A 17,484-nucleotide genomic window follows, 5' to 3' on the forward strand; every position below is an offset into this window, starting at 1 on the left:
TTTTCCACTCCTAAACCGCGGCGTTCATCCGCTGATGCAAGTCAGGGAATAACAGTTGAGCAAACCAGATCGGCAAACCCGGATAGAGATCACGTGCCTTGGGCGTCGCACTCTCAACCAGACCCAGTTGTACGAGACTTCTCAATTGATCCGTTGCCACTCGATCGGACAATCCCGTGAAGATTTTGAAATCCGCGCGGCTCAACGTGCCTTGCGTCAGAAGAACATGCAATGCACGTGCGGTTTCCAGCTTGATACCCGCCCGTTTGATCCGCTCGTCCCAAGCAAAAATGGTTTGCAACCTTTCGCGCATATTGGAGATGTTCAACGCCTGCTCTGTGTAACGCATCTGGTCGAGACAGGTTTCCAGCATGAACCCGACAAACTCGAACAAACCGGCCTGCGTCAGTTGCCCACGACCATCCAGATTTCCACGACGCGGCTTGTCGGCGTTGGCCAGCCGGGCGTAATAGGACGCCTGCTGTCGAGCAAGCCCGCGGGATAAAGACCAGAGCGGCGAAACCAGCCCGAGTTTCTGCAACTGGAGATGCGTCACCAGTCTGACTGTCCGTCCATTTCCGTCAACGAAAGGATGCACCCAGGCCAATCGATGGTGATAAGCCATGACGGCAAGCAGTCGACTCCGTGCGTCCGGCAAACGACCGTATACCTGCTGCATTCGCTTAAGCATGGGCGATACAGATTGGCAGGAGGGTGCCGCGTGATTGCCGACAAGCACTTCCTGACCCGCCACATCGCGCAACTGGCCAGGCACCAATTGGCTTCCATCACTCAGACTCAGTTGCTCGTCGCCAGCCCCGAGAAACAGACGCTTGTGCAGACGTGCAACAAATGCGGGACTGAACAGGGTTTCCCATGGCAGGTTCTTGTGTACTGCCAGCGCTCGTTCAAATGCCTGCTGTGTACCGATGTGCGTCATAGCCAGCTCTGTGAGCTCTTTGCGGTGACGTTTTGGAGCTGTCGGGGCAAGCGTCACTGGCTCCGTGAACTGGCCTTCTATCAGGTTGCTGTAAAAACTGCTGGTGACACGCAGAAGACCGCCGACGCGTTGCAGCATGGGGGGAGAAACCATGGCGCTGAGTTTTCCCGCCTGAAAGGGCACTTGCTCGGCCAGTTGCAATATTTCGCAGGGAAATACGGGCATGAGTGGATCGAGCCAATGGTTTCCCAAGACAGATTCAGCACTCATCAAACCTCCAGAATCGCGGATTTTTTTGCGAATTCAAGATTACGCTCAAAGCCTTTAATTACCTAGCCTTGAGTAATGTAGGAGATTTCATTAATGGGTGTAGTTAGCGGATTTTTTTGCGGATTTTCCTTAGGAATTTACTGCGGTGTATCTGTGTTCTGCAGAAGAGCGCGAACAATTCGCGCTCTTCTGCAGCCCATCACTCCACCGTCACCGACTTCGCCAGGTTGCGCGGCTGGTCAACGTCAGTGCCCTTGAGCACAGCAACGTAGTACGACAGCAGCTGCAGCGGAATGGTGAAGAGGATCGGCGACAGGATGTCGTGGATGTGCGGCATCTGCACCACGTGGGTGCCTTCGCCGTTGGTCATCCCGGCTTTTTCGTCGGCGAACACGATCAGCTCGCCGCCGCGGGCGCGGACTTCCTGCAGGTTGGACTTGAGCTTCTCCAGCAGTTCGTTGTTCGGAGCCACGGTCACGACCGGCATGTCGTTATCCACGAGCGCCAGCGGGCCGTGTTTCAGTTCGCCGGCCGGGTAGGCTTCGGCGTGGATGTACGAAATTTCCTTGAGCTTCAACGCCCCTTCCATCGCCACCGGGAATTGCGCGCCACGGCCCAGGAACAGCGTGTGGTTCTTCTCGGCGAACAGCTCTGCGATTTTTTCGACTGTGCTGTCCATCGCCAGCGCTTCGCCCAGACGGGTTGGCAGACGACGCAGCTCTTCGACCAGCGTGGCTTCGACGCCATCGGCCAGAGTACCGCGTACCTGGCCCAGGGACAGAGTCAGTAGCAGCAGACCGACCAGTTGCGTAGTGAAAGCTTTGGTCGAAGCCACACCGATTTCACGACCGGCCTGGGTCAGCAGGGTCAGGTCGGATTCGCGTACCAGCGAACTGATGCCGACGTTGCAGATCGCCAGGCTGGCGAGGAAGCCCAGTTCCTTGGCGTTGCGCAGGGCGGCCAGGGTGTCGGCGGTTTCGCCGGACTGGGAGATGGTGACGAACAACGTGTCCGGCTGCACCACCACCTTGCGGTAGCGGAACTCGCTGGCGACTTCGACCTGGCACGGAATGCCGGCCAGTTCTTCGAGCCAGTAACGGGCAACCATGCCGGCGTGGTAGCTGGTGCCGCACGCCACGATCTGCACGTTGCGCACTTTGGCGAACAGCTCAGCGGCTTGCGGGCCGAAGGCTTGTACCAGAACCTGATTCTCGCTCAGGCGACCTTCGAGGGTACGTTGCACCACGACCGGTTGCTCGTGGATTTCCTTGAGCATGTAGTGGCGGTACTCGCCTTTTTCTGCGGCTTCGGCGCCATCGCTGTACTGCACGGTCTGGCGCTCGACCGCCTGGCCGTTCACGTCCCAGATCTGCACGCTGTCACGACGGATCTCGGCGATATCGCCCTCTTCCAGGTACATGAAGCGGTCAGTGACCTGACGCAGGGCCAATTGATCGGAGGCGAGGAAGTTCTCGCCCAGGCCCAGGCCGATCACCAGCGGGCTGCCGCTACGGGCAGCGACCAGACGATCAGGTTGCTGCGCATTGATCACCGCCAGACCGTAAGCACCGTGCAGTTCCTTGACGGTGGCCTTGAGGGCAACGGTCAGGTCGTGCAGATCCTTGAGTTTGTGGGTGAGCAGGTGGGCAATGACTTCGGTGTCGGTGTCCGAGGTGAACACGTAACCCAGTGCCTTGAGTTGTTCGCGCAGCGCTTCGTGGTTTTCGATGATGCCGTTGTGCACCACGGCGATGTCGCCGGAGAAATGCGGGTGGGCGTTACGTTCGTTCGGCGCACCATGGGTTGCCCAGCGCGTGTGGGCAATACCGAGGCGACCGACCAGTGGGTGTTCGGCCAGCGCAGCATCCAGTTCACTGACCTTGCCCACCCGGCGCGTGCGCTCGAGGCTTCCGTCATTGGTCAAGACAGCCACGCCTGCGCTGTCATAGCCCCGGTATTCCAGACGCTTGAGGCCTTCGAGCAGGATGGCGGTGATATTACGTTCAGCAACGGCGCCGACAATTCCACACATGCTTATTTCTCCTGACTGACAGTCGCGCAAATCAAGTTGATACCGCGAGCCTGAATCTGAGCGCGTGCCTCAAGGGGCAGGCGATCATCGGTAATTAGGGTATGGACGCTGCTCCATGGCAGCTCCAGGTTGGGGATCTTGCGGCCGATCTTGTCGGCCTCGACCATCACGATCACTTCCCGCGCTACTTCCGCCATCACCCGGCTCAGGCCGAGCAATTCATTGAACGTGGTGGTACCACGCACCAGGTCGATGCCATCGGCACCGATAAACAACTGGTCGAAGTCGTAAGAGCGTAGTACCTGCTCGGCGACCTGGCCCTGAAAGGATTCCGAGTGCGGATCCCAGGTGCCGCCGGTCATCAGCAGCACAGGCTCGTGTTCGAGTTCGCTCAGGGCGTTGGCCACGTGCAGGGAGTTGGTCATCACCACCAGCCCCGGCTGTTGGCCAAGCTCGGGGATCATGGCGGCGGTGGTGCTGCCGCTGTCGATGATGATGCGTGCGTGCTCGCGGATGCGTGAGACGGCAGCGCGGGCGATCGCCTGTTTGTATTTGGAAACGTTGAGGCTAGTGTCCGCCACCAGTTCCTGCGGCATGGTGATGGCCCCGCCGTAGCGACGCAGCAGCAACCCATGACTTTCCAGGGCGGCGAGGTCCTTGCGAATCGTAACTTCCGAAGTTTCGAAGCGCTTGGCCAGTTCATCCACACTCACTTCGCCCTGCTCATTGAGCAAAGCCAGAATGTTGTGACGGCGCTGAGGTGTGTTGCGTTTCGACATGGCTGATTAAGTTTCGATTCGAAAGATAACGGAAGCAATCAAAACCTATCAGCTGCAAATCGTCAAGCCGACACCCATAAAAAAAGACCGCTGGCGGCGGTCTTTTTTGATTCGAGCGTTGTGGATAACTCAGCTCTTCTTGATCTTCTCCGGCCGCTTCCAGCCATCGATGTTCTTCTGCCGCGCACGGCCGACGGCCAATTGCGCGTTATCCACATTCTGGGTGATGGTCGAACCGGCCGCAGTGGTTGCACCGGCGGAGATATCCACAGGCGCCACCAGCGAGTTGTTGGAGCCGATGAACACGTCCTCACCCAACACGGTTTTCCACTTGTTCGCGCCATCGTAGTTGCAGGTGATGGTGCCGGCGCCGATGTTGGTGCGTGCACCGATCTCGGCGTCGCCCAGGTAAGTCAGGTGTCCGGCCTTGGCGCCCTCGCCCATGCGGGCGTTTTTCAGTTCGACAAAGTTACCCACATGGGCGCGGGCCTCCAGCACAGTGCCGGGACGCAGACGGGCAAACGGGCCGGCATCGCTGCCTTCGCCCAGCACCGCACCTTCGATGTGGCTGTTGGCCTTGACCACCACGCCTTTGCGCAGGGTGCTGTCCTTGATCACGCAGTTCGGGCCGATCACTACATCGTCTTCGATGACGACTTTGCCTTCGAGAATTACGTTGATGTCGATCAGCACGTCGCGACCCACGGTCACTTCGCCACGCACATCGAAACGGGCTGGGTCGCGCAGGGTCACGCCCTGAGCCATCAGGCGACGGCCAGCGCGCAACTGATAGTGGCGCTCCAGTTCGGACAGTTGTTTGCGATCGTTGGCGCCCTGCACTTCCATCGGGTCGTGCGGTTGTTCGGTGGCGACGGTCAGGCCGTCGCTGACTGCCATCTCGATCACGTCGGTCAGGTAATACTCGCCCTGAGCGTTGTTGTTCGACAGGCGACTCATCCAGTCCGCCAGACGATTCGCCGGCACCGCCAGAATGCCGGTATTGCCTTCGGTGATCGCCCGCTGTGCTTCGCTGGCGTCTTTGTGCTCAACGATGGCGGCAACCTTGCCTTCGGCGTCGCGCACGATGCGGCCATACCCGGTCGGATCGTCCAGTTCGACGGTGAGCAATCCCATTTGGCCGGGCACGACGTGCTTGAGCAGACGTTGCAGGGTCTCGACTTCGATCAGCGGCACGTCACCGTAGAGAATCAGAACGGTATCGGCGGTGATGAACGGCACAGCCTGGGCAGTCGCATGACCAGTGCCCAGTTGCTTGTCCTGCAATACGAAATTGAGATCATCGGCGGCCAGACGTTCGCGCACGACATCGGCACCATGGCCGATGACCACGTGAATGCGCTGTGGATCAAGTTGACGGGCGCTGTGGATAACATGACCAAGCATGGAATCGCCGGCAATCGGGTGCAGCACTTTTGGCAGCGCGGAGCGCATGCGGGTGCCTTGACCGGCCGCGAGGATAACGATTTCAAGAGACATGACTGGCTACCAATCCTGGGTGGTCAGCAACTGCGACCGGGTTTCGGGAATTCTGAAAAGAAAAAAGGGTAGCCGAGGCTACCCTTTTTTATCAATCGCACAACAAGTGGCTGACGGATTAACCGCCAAACTTCTTGCGGATCTGCTGGACGGTGCGCAGCTGAGCTGCAGCCTCGGCCAGACGTGCGGACGCAGCTCCGTAGTCGAAATCTGCGCTCTTCTCGTGCAGAGCAGCTTCGGCAGCCTTGAGAGCTGCCTGAGCCTGAGCTTCATCCAGGTCGGCGGCACGTTGCACGGTATCGGCAAGCACCTTGACCATGTTCGGCTGAACCTCGAGGAAACCACCGGAGATGTAGAACACCTCGGCTTCCCCGCCTTGCTTGATCAGGCGGATCGGACCTGGCTTCAGATTAGTGATCAGCGGCGCGTGGCCCAGAGCGATACCAAGATCACCCAGAGCACCGTGCGCAATCACCATCTCGACCAGGCCGGAAAAGATTTCTCCTTCCGCGCTGACGATGTCGCAATGGACTGTCATAGCCATCTGATTGCCTCAACCTAAATTAGCGCCCGTTGCCGGGCGCCTGGATTACAGTTTCTTGGCTTTCTCGATCGCTTCTTCGATGCCGCCGACCATGTAGAACGCTTGTTCTGGCAGGTGGTCGTAGTCACCGTTGAGGATGCCTTTGAAGCCAGCAATGGTGTCTTTCAGGGAAACGTATTTACCCGAAGCACCGGTGAAGACTTCAGCCACGAAGAACGGCTGCGACAAGAAGCGCTGGATCTTACGAGCACGGTTTACCAACTGCTTGTCGGCTTCCGACAGCTCGTCCATACCCAGGATCGCGATGATGTCCTTCAGCTCTTTGTAACGCTGCAGCACGTACTGAACACCACGAGCGGTCTCGTAGTGATCGTTGCCGATCACGTTCGGGTCCAGCTGACGCGAAGTCGAGTCCAGTGGGTCTACCGCCGGGTAGATACCCAGGGAAGCGATGTCACGGGACAGAACGACGGTGGCGTCCAGGTGAGCAAACGTGGTCGCTGGCGACGGGTCAGTCAAGTCGTCCGCTGGTACGTATACGGCCTGGATCGAAGTAATCGAACCTTGTTTGGTCGAAGTGATGCGCTCTTGCAGCACGCCCATCTCTTCAGCCAGGGTCGGCTGGTAACCTACTGCCGAAGGCATACGGCCCAGCAGTGCGGATACTTCGGTACCGGCCAGGGTGTAACGATAGATGTTGTCGACGAACAGCAGAACGTCGTTACCTTCGTCACGGAACTTCTCGGCCATGGTCAGACCGGTCAGCGCTACGCGCAGACGGTTTCCCGGTGGCTCGTTCATCTGACCGTAGACCAGGGCTACCTTGTCGAGAACGTTGGAGTCCTTCATCTCGTGGTAGAAGTCGTTACCCTCACGAGTACGCTCACCCACACCGGCGAACACGGAATAACCGCTGTGCTCGATGGCGATGTTACGGATCAGTTCCATCATGTTTACGGTCTTGCCTACACCGGCACCACCGAACAGACCGACTTTACCGCCCTTGGCGAACGGGCAAACCAGGTCGATAACCTTGATGCCAGTTTCCAGCAGCTCGTTGCCACCGGCTTGTTCAGCGAAGGAAGGAGCGGCGCGGTGGATACCCCAGCGCTCTTCTTCGCCGATCGGGCCAGCTTCGTCGATCGGGTTGCCCAGTACGTCCATGATCCGGCCCAGAGTCGCTTTACCGACCGGTACGGAGATGGCTGCGCCAGTGTTGTTGACGTCCAGACCGCGCTTCAAGCCTTCGGTGGAGCCCATCGCAATGGTACGAACCACGCCGTCGCCCAGCTGCTGCTGAACTTCCAGAGTGGTTTCGGCGCCTTGAACCTTCAAGGCGTCGTAGATGCTCGGTACGCTGTCGCGTGGAAATTCCACGTCGATAACGGCGCCGATGATTTGAACGATACGTCCGCTACTCATAGCTGGATCCTCTGAATATTTGAACCGTTAAACCGCGGCAGCGCCGCCGACGATTTCCGAGATCTCTTGGGTGATCGCAGCCTGACGCGCCTTGTTGTAGATCAGCTGCAAATCGCTGATCAAATCACCGGCGTTGTCGGTAGCGTTCTTCATCGCGATCATCCGCGCAGCCTGTTCAGCCGCGTTGTTCTCGACCACCGCCTGGTACACCTGCGACTCCACGTAACGCACCATCAAGCCGTCAAGCAACTCTTTGGCGTCTGGTTCGTAGAGGTAGTCCCAGTGGTGCTTGAGTTCTTGATCCGGGGTCGCCACCAGTGGAATCAACTGCTCCACGGTAGGCTGTTGCGTCATGGTGTTGATGAACTTGTTGGATACCACGGACAGGCGGTCAATACGGCCGTCCAGGTAGGCATCCAGCATCACCTTGACGCTGCCGATCAGATCATTGATCGACGGCTCTTCACCCAGGTGGCTGATAGCTGCAACGACGTTACCGCCGAAGTTGCGGAAAAAGGCCGCACCCTTGCTACCAACGACACACAGATCGATCTCGACGCCGTTTTCGCGGTTTACCGCCATGTCCTTGACCAGGGCCTTGAACAGGTTGGTGTTCAAGCCGCCGCACAGACCACGGTCACTGCTCACTACAACATAACCGACGCGCTTTACTTCGCGATCGATCATGAACGGGTGGCGGTATTCCGGGTTGGCGTTGGCCAGATGCCCAATTACCTGGCGGATACGCTCCGCATAAGGACGGCTAGCAGCCATGCGCATTTGTGCCTTGCGCATTTTGCTGACCGCCACTTTTTCCATGGCGCTGGTAATTTTTTGCGTGCTTTTGATGCTCGCAATCTTACTGCGAATCTCTTTTGCGCCTGCCATGTAACACCTATCAGGTTAGCAAGCGGGAGCCTTGCGGCTCCCGCTGCGGCTTACCAGGTTTGGGTGGCCTTGAACTTCTCGATACCAGCCTTCAGGCCAGCGTCGATTTCGTCATTGAAGTCACCTTTAACGTTGATCTTGGCCATCAAGTCGGCGTGATCGCGGTTGAAGAAAGCAATCAGCGCTTGTTCGAAGCTGCCGATCTTGGCGATTTCAATGTCAGTCAGGAACCCACGCTCAGCGGCATACAGCGACAGCGCCATGTCAGCGATCGACATCGGTGCGTATTGCTTCTGCTTCATCAGCTCGGTAACGCGCTGACCATGCTCAAGTTGCTTGCGGGTCGCTTCGTCCAGGTCAGAAGCGAACTGGGCGAATGCCGCCAGCTCACGGTACTGAGCCAGAGCGGTACGGATACCACCGGACAGCTTCTTGATGATCTTGGTCTGAGCGGCACCACCCACACGGGATACCGAAACACCGGCGTTCACTGCAGGGCGGATGCCCGAGTTGAACATGGCCGATTCCAGGAAGATCTGACCGTCGGTGATGGAAATCACGTTGGTCGGAACGAACGCGGAAACGTCGCCAGCCTGGGTTTCGATGATCGGCAGTGCGGTCAGGGAACCGGTTTTGCCGGTCACTGCGCCGTTGGTGAACTTCTCTACGTACTCTTCCGAAACGCGGGATGCGCGCTCCAGCAGACGGGAGTGGAGATAGAACACGTCGCCTGGGTAAGCTTCACGGCCTGGTGGACGGCGCAGCAGCAGGGAAATCTGGCGGTAAGCCACTGCTTGCTTGGACAGATCGTCATAAACGATCAGCGCGTCTTCACCGCGGTCGCGGAAGAATTCACCCATGGTGCAACCGGAGTACGGAGCCAGGAATTGCAGTGCTGCAGATTCCGAAGCGCTCGCTGCAACGATGATGGTGTTAGCCAGTGCACCGTTTTCTTCCAGCTTGCGAACCACGTTGGCGATGGTCGATTGCTTCTGACCGATTGCCACGTAGACGCAGAAAATGCCGCTGTCTTTCTGGTTGATGATCGCGTCGATCGCCAGAGCGGTTTTACCGATCTGACGGTCACCGATGATCAGCTCACGCTGGCCACGGCCGACAGGGATCATGGCATCGACAGCCTTGTAGCCAGTCTGTACAGGCTGGTCTACCGACTTACGCCAGATCACGCCCGGAGCAACTTTCTCGACCGCGTCGGTCTCGGTGTTGCCCAGTGGACCTTTGCCGTCAACAGGGTTACCCAGTGCGTCGACAACGCGACCCAGCAGTTCCTTACCAACCGGAACTTCGAGGATGCGGCCGGTGCACTTGGCGCTCATGCCTTCAGCCAGAGTCGTGTATGCGCCCAGTACAACGGCACCTACGGAGTCTTGCTCCAGGTTGAGGGCCATACCGTAGACGCCGCCCGGAAACTCGATCATCTCGCCGTACATGACGTCGGCCAGACCGTGAATCCGCACGATACCGTCAGATACGCTGACGACAGTGCCTTCGTTACGGGCTTGGGAGGTCACATCGAGCTTTTCGATGCGGCCCTTGATAATTTCACTTATTTCGGAAGGATTGAGTTGCTGCATTGCTCTGCTGCCCCTTCAAACTCAAGATTTCAATGCTTCGGCAAGTTTCGCGATTTTGCCGCGAATCGAGCCATCGATAACCAGGTCGCCGGCGCGGATAACGACACCACCTATAAGGGCAGCATCCTCCGCAACTTGCAGGCGCACTTCCCGGTTGAGTCGTGCACTGAGAACCTTGGCGAGTTTGTCTTGCTGTTCTTGGTTCAATGCAAAAGCACTGGTCACTTCAACGTCTACCGATTTCTCTTGTTCGGCCTTGTACAGGTCGAAAAGAGCGGCGATCTCCGGCAGAAGCGGGAGACGGTCGTTTTCGGCAACGACATTGATGAAGTTCTGTGCCTTGGCATCAAACTTGTCGCCGCACACGTCAATGAACGTGGCGGCCTTTTCTGCGCTCGTCAGTCGCGGGGCCTTGAGCACGCGCTGCATGGTGTCATCTTGTGACACCGCTGCAGCCAGGCCGAGCATGGCTGACCAATTGGCCAGTTGCTGGTGGGCCTGAGCGTGCTCGAAGGCCGCCTTAGCGTAAGGTCGGGCCAACGTGGTCAGTTCTGCCATGATCGCCCTCGCTTAGATTTCAGCAGCCAGTTGGTTAACCAGCTCTGCGTGCGCGTTTTGATCGATTGTGGCACCCAGGATCTTCTCGGCGCCGCCGACAGCCAGCAAGCCCACTTGGGCGCGCAGCTTGTCTTTGACACTGTTCAGTTCCTGTTCGATCTCGGCTTGAGCCTGAACCTTCACACGGTCAGCGTCGACACGGGCCTTTTCAACGGCCTCTTCGACAATCTGGTTACCGCGTTTCTTGGCTTGCTCGATGATTTCAGCTGCCTGAGCTTTCGCTTCGCGCAGTTGCTGACCCGCTTTCTCTTGGGCCAACTCCAGGTCGCGAGCTGCACGGCTGGCAGCGTCCAGACCATCAGCGATCTTCTTTTGACGTTCGTGCAGAGCTGCGATGACCGGAGGCCATACGAACTTCATGCAGAACAGTACAAAAATCAGGAACGCAACGGACTGGCCAATCAGGGTCGCATTAATGTTCACGCCAACACCTCGCAGTTACGTTGTCCATCACACCAAATCACTCGGAAAATCCGAATGATTAGCCAGCGATTTGACCAACGAACGGGTTCGCAAAGGTGAAGAACAGAGCGATACCAACACCGATCATGGTTACGGCGTCGAGCAGACCGGCAACGATGAACATCTTAACTTGCAGCATTGGAACCATTTCTGGCTGACGCGCTGCGCCTTCCAGGAACTTGCCGCCCAGCAGGCCGAAACCAATTGCGGTACCCAGTGCGCCCAGGCCGATCAACAGTGCAACAGCGATAGCGGTTAGACCAACTACAGTTTCCATCTTTCCTCCCGACTTTTACGTCGTATGGTTTAGGTTTTTTAGATTAAAGCGGTAAAACAAATCGTTTCATGGTGCCCCGTGAGGAGCCCCTTCCCGTGTGACCGGGAAGGACATCAGACTAGTCGAGACTGGTCTTAATGGTTTTCTTCGTGCGCCATCGACAGGTAGACGATGGTCAGCATCATGAAGATGAACGCCTGCAGGGTGATGATCAGGATGTGGAACACAGCCCACGCCCACTGCAGGACAACACCCAGGCCGCTCAGCCAGAGCAGGCCGCTGCCGAACATCACAGCGATCAGGATGAACACCAGCTCGCCGGCATACATGTTGCCGAACAGACGCAGAGCCAGAGAGATCGGTTTGGCGATCAGGGTCACGAATTCCAGCAGGAAGTTCACCGGGATCAGCAGGGCCTGAACGAAGATGTTCTTGCTGCCGAACGGGTGCAGGGTCAGCTCGCCGATGAAGCCGCCGAGGCCCTTGACCTTGATGCTATAGAAAATGATCAGTGCGAAAACCGAGAACGCCATGCCCAAGGTCGCGTTCGGGTCGGTAGTCGACACGGCGCGGAACGGGATGTGGTGGTCGCCGGAGATCAGGATGGCCAGCTGAGGAATCCAGTCGACCGGTACCAGGTCGACGGCGTTCATCAGGAACACCCAGACGAAGATGGTCAGTGCCAGCGGTGCGATCACCGGGCTACGGCCATGGAAGCTGTCTTTCACGCTGCCATCGACGAATTCGACCAGGACTTCAACGAAGTTCTGCAGTGCACCCGGCTGACCGGAAGTCGCCTTCTTTGCCGCCATGCGGAAAAGAAGAACGAAGATCAGACCCAGCGCGACCGACCAGCCGAGAGTATCGACGTGGAAAGCCCAGAAGCCCATTTCCTTGGCTTCTGCTGCGGTGTGGGCAAAGCCCCAGCCGCCGTTGGGTAGCTGACCGAAGGTCAGGTTCTGCAAGTGGTGCTGGATATAGCCCGAAGCGGTTGTTTCTGCCATGGTTGCCTCAAACGCCCTAAGGTCTCGAAAGTCTTGTTCTCATCAGCAGGGGAGCGAACCAGCTGACCGACTGAGTCAGCACGAAGGCGCCGAATACAGCGATCGGCGCCAGTGGCTTCACACCTGCAAACACCAGTGCAAACAGCACTGCCGTCAAAATCAGTTTGCCTGCCTCGCCGGCATAGAAAGACCGGACGATGGACTGGGCTGCTCGGGCGCCGGAAAACCGAAATGCCTTGTGAGCGAAATAAACATTGGGCAGCAAGGCTATCAGGCCTCCGCAAAGTCCCGAGTATCCGGCAACGACTCCGTGCCATTGCCAGAGCGCCAAAGCGGCAATGAGCAAAATGACAAATTGAGCCATTAACACCGGAAAAACCGCCAGGCGATGGAACGGCAGGCGGTTTGGCTTGCGGGTTTCCATCACTATTGCTCTCCAATGGTCGGCTGCCGAAATTCAATAACTTGGCATAATTTGTGCCGACAAAATGCGCGCAGAGTATAGGGGCGGTTCTGCCCCTATTCAACTGTCAGGTAGTGATTTCCGACTGCGCGCTACAAGAGGAATTGTTTCAGCGAATGTGTGCGAGCACACCTTGAAGCTCGTCGAGGGAGTTGTAACCGATCACCAACTGACCCTTTCCCTTCTTGCCGTGGCGGATCTGCACCGCAGAGCCTAGGCGCTCGGCCAGACGTTGCTCGAGACGAGCGATATCCGGGTCGGGTTTGGACGGTTCGACCGGCTCCGGTTTGCCACTCAACCACTGACGAACCAGTGCCTCGGTTTGGCGCACGGTGAGGCCGCGTGCGACAACATGTCGCGCCCCTTCCACCTGCTGATTGTCAGGCAGACCGAGCAATGCACGGGCATGACCCATTTCCAGGTCGCCGTGGGACAACATGGTCTTGATCACTTCCGGCAGCGCAATCAGGCGCAAAAGGTTGGCCACGGTGACGCGGGATTTACCCACAGCCTCGGCGACCTGTTGCTGGGTGAGCTGGAATTCCTGCTGCAAGCGCTGCAGGGCCACCGCTTCTTCGATCGGGTTCAGATCTTCGCGCTGGATGTTCTCGATCAGCGCAATGGCGATCGCGGTTTCATCCGGCACGTCGCGGACCATCGCAGGAATGGTTTCCTGGCCGGCCTGCTGACTGGCGCGCCAGCGGCGCTCGCCGGCGATGATTTCAAAACGGCCACCACCAATCGGGCGAACCACGATCGGCTGCATCACGCCCTGGGCCTTGATCGACTGCGCCAGCTCTTCCAGCGCCTGCGGATCCATGTCCCGGCGCGGCTGGTACTTGCCACGCTGCAGGAGGTCCAGCGGCAGGTGCTGCAACTCACGGCTGTCAGCCTGCGCTGCCTGTTCTTCCAGCGAACTGACAGTCGGACCGCTCAGCAGCGCATCCAGTCCTCGTCCGAGACCTCGTTTCTTGACGGCCATGGGGATTCCTTAAGTTGGCTGGGCAGCGGCGATGCGTGAATTTTTGCGCTGACGGCGAACCATCTCGCCCGCCAGGGCCAGATAGGCCAGCGCGCCACGCGATTGCTTGTCGTAGGCCAGCGCCGGCATGCCGTAGCTCGGGGCTTCAGCCAGACGGATGTTGCGCGGGATCACCGTGTCGTACAACTGATCGCCGAAGTGTTCCTTGAGCTGGGCCGAAACGTCGTTCATCAGGCTCAGGCGCGGGTCATACATGGTCCGCAGCAGACCTTCAACTTTCAGGTTCGGGTTCAACAGCTCGGCGATGCGCTTGATGTTATCCACAAGGTCGCTCAGACCTTCGAGCGCAAAGTATTCGCACTGCATGGGGATAATGACCCCGTCAGCGGCAACCAGTGCGTTCAATGTGAGCATCGACAGCGACGGCGGGCAGTCGATCAGAATGTAATCGTAGTTTTCACGGATCGGCGCCAGCGCACTGCGCAGACGGCTTTCCTTCATCTGCATTTCCAGCAGCACCACTTCGGCCGCCGTCAGGTCGCGGTTGGCCGGCAACAGTTGATAACCGCCGTGTTCAGAGTAGTGCATGGCCTGAGCCAGATCGCATTCGCCGATCAGCAGGTCGTAGACCGAGTTTTCCAGGCCATGTTTATCCACACCGCTACCCATGGTGGCGTTGCCCTGTGGATCGAGATCGATCAACAGCACCCGGCGCTTGGTCGCGACCAGGGATGCTGCGAGGTTGATGCAGGTGGTGGTCTTGCCCACACCACCCTTCTGGTTCGCTATCGCGAATACCTTAGCCATTCTTGCTTGTGTTCCCAATCATGCCGTGCGGCGCAGTATCAGCAGATGGCGTTGGCCTTGGCAACCGGGTACGGCCAGGGCGTGTTCGCTATCGAGTTTGAAGTCTGCCGGCAATGCTACCAGCTCATCGGCCGGATGGACGCCCTTCATTGCCAGCCAGCGCGTATCGGCGTCGCCGAGGTGGCGAGTCCAGTTGGTGAAGTTCTCCATGCTGCTGAACGCCCGGGAAATGATCCCGTTGAACGGCTGTGCAGGCTGGAATGCTTCGACGCGACTGTGGATAACTTGCAGGTTATCCAGTTTGAGTTCGAGTTTGACCTGGGTCAGGAAGCGGGTTTTCTTGCCGTTGCTGTCCAGGCAAGTCACTTGCGAGTCCGGATGAAGGATTGCCAAAGGGATCCCCGGCATGCCGCCGCCGCTGCCGACATCCAGCCAACGGCCGTTCTCGATGAACGACATCACGCTGAGGCTATCGAGCAAGTGACGGGAAACCATTTCGTCCGGATCGCGGACGGCGGTCAGGTTGTAGGCCTGGTTCCATTTGATCAACAGGGCCAGATAACCCAGCAGCAATTCGTGCTGGGTTTCAGTGAGATTGACACCGAGCTCGCGGGCTCCTGTGGATAACTCTTCGGCGTGTTGCGAAGTGACCTTAGAACTCAAGCGCTTTGCTCCAACTGACGGCCCGCGCCGCGTTTTTTCAAATGAATCATCAACAGCGAAATCGCTGCCGGGGTCACACCCGGGATCCGCGAAGCCTGGCCAAGCGTCTCGGGACGAGTCGCGCCAAGCTTGCTCTGGATCTCCTTGGAGAGACCGGAAATGTTGGTGTAATCGATATCCACAGGCAGTTTCGTGTCTTCGCTTGCACGCAGACGGGCGATTTCGTCCTGTTGACGGTCGATGTAACCGGCGTATTTGGTCTTGATCTCGACCTGTTCGGCGACCTGTGGATCTTCCGCGCCCTGCCCGGTCACTTCGACCAGACCAGCGTAGTCGATTTCCGGACGGCTCAAGAGATTGAGCAGGTTGTATTCGTGAGTCAGCGGCGTGCCGAATTTCTCGGCAATCGCATCGCCCTGCGGAGTGCCCGGGCGAACCCAGGTGCTTTTCAGGCGCTGCTCTTCGAGTTCGATGCTTTCGCGTTTCTTGCAGAACGCCGCCCAACGCGCGTCATCGACCAGACCCAGTTCGCGACCTTTTTCGGTCAGACGCAGGTCGGCGTTGTCCTCACGCAGGATCAGGCGGTACTCGGCACGGGAAGTGAACATGCGGTACGGCTCTTGGGTACCGAGGGTGATCAGATCGTCGACCAATACCCCGATGTACGCTTCATCGCGACGCGGGCACCAGGCTTCTTTGCCTTTCGCACGCAGTGCAGCGTTCGCGCCAGCCAGCAGACCCTGGGCGCCGGCTTCTTCGTAACCGGTGGTGCCGTTGATCTGACCAGCGAAGAACAGACCGCCGATCACTTTGGTTTCCAGGCTGTACTTCAGGTCGCGCGGATCGAAGTAGTCGTACTCGATTGCATAACCCGGACGCACGATGTGCGCGTTTTCCATACCGCGGATCGATTGCACGATCTGCAATTGCACGTCGAACGGCAGGCTTGTGGATATCCCGTTCGGATACAGCTCATGGGTGGTCAGGCCTTCCGGCTCGATGAACACCTGATGGCTTTCCTTGTCGGCAAAGCGGTGGATCTTGTCTTCGATCGACGGGCAATAACGCGGGCCGATGCCTTCGATCTCGCCAGCAGCGGAATACATCGGCGAACGGTCGAGGTTCGCGGCGATGATTTCGTGGGTGCGGGCGTTGGTGTGAGTAATCCAGCAACTGACTTGCCGTGGATGTTGTTCCTTGTTGCCCATGAACGACATCACCGGGATCGGCGTATCGCCTGGCTGCTCGGTCATCACCGAGAAATCCACAGACTTGCCGTCGATACGCGGTGGCGTACCGGTTTTCAGGCGACCGACACGCAGCGGCAGTTCACGCAGACGATGCGCCAGGGCGATCGACGGTGGGTCACCGGCACGACCGCCGGAAAAATTCTGCAAACCGATGTGGATAAGTCCGCCGAGGAACGTACCGGTGGTCAACACCACGGAATCCGCGAAGAAACGCAGACCCATTTGCGTGACAACACCGCGTACTTGTTCCTGCTCGACGATCAGGTCGTCAGCGGCTTGTTGAAATATCCACAGGTTCGGCTGGTTTTCCAGAATTTCGCGGACAGCGGCCTTGTACAAAATCCGGTCGGCTTGCGCACGGGTCGCCCGTACGGCCGGGCCTTTGCGGCTGTTCAACACGCGAAACTGGATACCGCCCAGATCGGTGGCCATGGCCATCGCGCCGCCGAGGGCGTCGATTTCCTTGACCAGATGGCTTTTGCCGATGCCACCGATAGCCGGGTTGCAACTCATGGCACCGAGGGTTTCCACGTTGTGCGTCAGCAGAAGGGTTTTTGCACCCATGCGTGCTGAGGCCAGTGCTGCCTCGGTACCGGCATGACCGCCGCCGATGACGATCACTTCAAAACGGGAAGGGAAATCCACCACGCACCTCGTGCCTGCTTAAGTAGGTAATTCAGGAATAGTTTGAGATCAGGTTTCTGGACCTGGTCGGCAAGTATAGGGACTTCGTCCTTCCTAAAGAACCCTTTGCACAAAATTTAACCAGCTGTGGAGAACTCGCGGTTAAAAGAATAAAAAAGAGAGAAATTTATAAAACCTTTGTTTTAAAGCTTATTCTTACTGCCCATGATTTCTGTGGATAGATTTCTACAGGCCTTTATTTTCAATGTGTACAGAGATTCAAAACCCTGTGGCCATGTCGCCATGAGGCCCTTGGATAACCGGTGTAAGCCTGTGGATGAATGAGGTGGTTATCCACAGCGGCAGT

At 58.0% G+C, this 17,484-nt stretch carries 17 protein-coding genes; all 17 read right to left on the reverse strand.

Annotated features, from left to right (window positions below; translation table 11 throughout):
- Positions 1-10: 10 nt before the first annotated feature.
- The 17 genes from AC0R79_RS00925 to mnmG all read right to left on the reverse strand — a co-directional run bounded on the left by AC0R79_RS00925 (position 11) and on the right by mnmG (position 17,138).
- Entirely contained in the window at positions 11-1,210 is a 1,200-nt protein-coding gene (locus AC0R79_RS00925) for a Fic family protein (protein ID WP_474732809.1), read from the reverse strand.
- A gap of 199 nt (positions 1,211-1,409) precedes the next feature.
- Entirely contained in the window at positions 1,410-3,242 is a 1,833-nt protein-coding gene (glmS, locus tag AC0R79_RS00930) for a glutamine--fructose-6-phosphate transaminase (isomerizing) (RefSeq protein ID WP_474732811.1), read from the reverse strand.
- A 2-nt stretch (positions 3,243-3,244) separates the two neighbouring features.
- The gene (locus AC0R79_RS00935) at positions 3,245-4,021 is read right to left on the reverse strand and encodes a DeoR/GlpR family DNA-binding transcription regulator (protein WP_127800786.1); all 777 of its coding nucleotides are present in this window, start codon (positions 4,019-4,021) and stop codon (positions 3,245-3,247) included.
- Between the two features lie 129 nt (positions 4,022-4,150).
- Positions 4,151-5,518: a bifunctional UDP-N-acetylglucosamine diphosphorylase/glucosamine-1-phosphate N-acetyltransferase GlmU gene (glmU, locus tag AC0R79_RS00940; RefSeq protein ID WP_474732813.1), complete on the reverse strand. Its 1,368-nt coding sequence runs from the start codon at positions 5,516-5,518 to the stop codon at positions 4,151-4,153.
- 118 nt (positions 5,519-5,636) lie between these two features.
- Positions 5,637-6,062: a F0F1 ATP synthase subunit epsilon gene (locus AC0R79_RS00945; protein ID WP_007954164.1), complete on the reverse strand. Its 426-nt coding sequence runs from the start codon at positions 6,060-6,062 to the stop codon at positions 5,637-5,639.
- 45 nt (positions 6,063-6,107) lie between these two features.
- The gene (atpD, locus tag AC0R79_RS00950) at positions 6,108-7,484 is read right to left on the reverse strand and encodes a F0F1 ATP synthase subunit beta (protein WP_007954162.1); all 1,377 of its coding nucleotides are present in this window, start codon (positions 7,482-7,484) and stop codon (positions 6,108-6,110) included.
- Positions 7,485-7,511: 27 nt separating this feature from the next.
- Entirely contained in the window at positions 7,512-8,372 is an 861-nt protein-coding gene (gene atpG, locus AC0R79_RS00955; protein WP_007954161.1) for a F0F1 ATP synthase subunit gamma, read from the reverse strand.
- A gap of 50 nt (positions 8,373-8,422) precedes the next feature.
- The gene (gene atpA, locus AC0R79_RS00960; RefSeq protein WP_085606310.1) at positions 8,423-9,967 is read right to left on the reverse strand and encodes a F0F1 ATP synthase subunit alpha; all 1,545 of its coding nucleotides are present in this window, start codon (positions 9,965-9,967) and stop codon (positions 8,423-8,425) included.
- Positions 9,968-9,988: 21 nt separating this feature from the next.
- On the reverse strand, positions 9,989-10,525 hold the full coding sequence (locus AC0R79_RS00965; RefSeq protein ID WP_007911956.1) for a F0F1 ATP synthase subunit delta: 537 nt from the start codon (positions 10,523-10,525) through the stop codon (positions 9,989-9,991).
- A 12-nt stretch (positions 10,526-10,537) separates the two neighbouring features.
- Positions 10,538-11,008, reverse strand: a complete 471-nt coding sequence (locus AC0R79_RS00970) for a F0F1 ATP synthase subunit B (protein ID WP_007954149.1) — start codon at positions 11,006-11,008, stop codon at positions 10,538-10,540.
- 58 nt (positions 11,009-11,066) lie between these two features.
- Positions 11,067-11,324 (reverse strand): F0F1 ATP synthase subunit C, encoded by a 258-nt coding sequence (gene atpE, locus AC0R79_RS00975; RefSeq protein ID WP_003097235.1) that lies wholly within the window; start codon positions 11,322-11,324, stop codon positions 11,067-11,069.
- A gap of 134 nt (positions 11,325-11,458) precedes the next feature.
- Positions 11,459-12,328, reverse strand: a complete 870-nt coding sequence (gene atpB / locus AC0R79_RS00980; protein ID WP_007954148.1) for a F0F1 ATP synthase subunit A — start codon at positions 12,326-12,328, stop codon at positions 11,459-11,461.
- Positions 12,329-12,344: 16 nt separating this feature from the next.
- Entirely contained in the window at positions 12,345-12,752 is a 408-nt protein-coding gene (locus AC0R79_RS00985) for a F0F1 ATP synthase subunit I (protein ID WP_003229783.1), read from the reverse strand.
- A 148-nt stretch (positions 12,753-12,900) separates the two neighbouring features.
- Positions 12,901-13,773: a ParB/RepB/Spo0J family partition protein gene (locus tag AC0R79_RS00990; protein WP_064600630.1), complete on the reverse strand. Its 873-nt coding sequence runs from the start codon at positions 13,771-13,773 to the stop codon at positions 12,901-12,903.
- Between the two features lie 9 nt (positions 13,774-13,782).
- Positions 13,783-14,580 (reverse strand): ParA family protein, encoded by a 798-nt coding sequence (locus tag AC0R79_RS00995; RefSeq protein ID WP_007954142.1) that lies wholly within the window; start codon positions 14,578-14,580, stop codon positions 13,783-13,785.
- Positions 14,581-14,598: 18 nt separating this feature from the next.
- On the reverse strand, positions 14,599-15,243 hold the full coding sequence (gene rsmG, locus AC0R79_RS01000) for a 16S rRNA (guanine(527)-N(7))-methyltransferase RsmG (protein WP_127800790.1): 645 nt from the start codon (positions 15,241-15,243) through the stop codon (positions 14,599-14,601).
- Positions 15,240-17,138 carry a tRNA uridine-5-carboxymethylaminomethyl(34) synthesis enzyme MnmG gene (gene mnmG / locus AC0R79_RS01005; protein WP_007954140.1) on the reverse strand — a complete coding sequence of 633 codons (1,899 nt, stop codon included), beginning with the start codon at positions 17,136-17,138 and terminating at the stop codon, positions 15,240-15,242. The genes rsmG and mnmG overlap by 4 nt, the downstream gene beginning before the upstream one ends.
- Positions 17,139-17,484 lie beyond the last annotated feature (346 nt).

It is taken from the genome of Pseudomonas sp. HD57-3 (assembly GCF_056113135.1).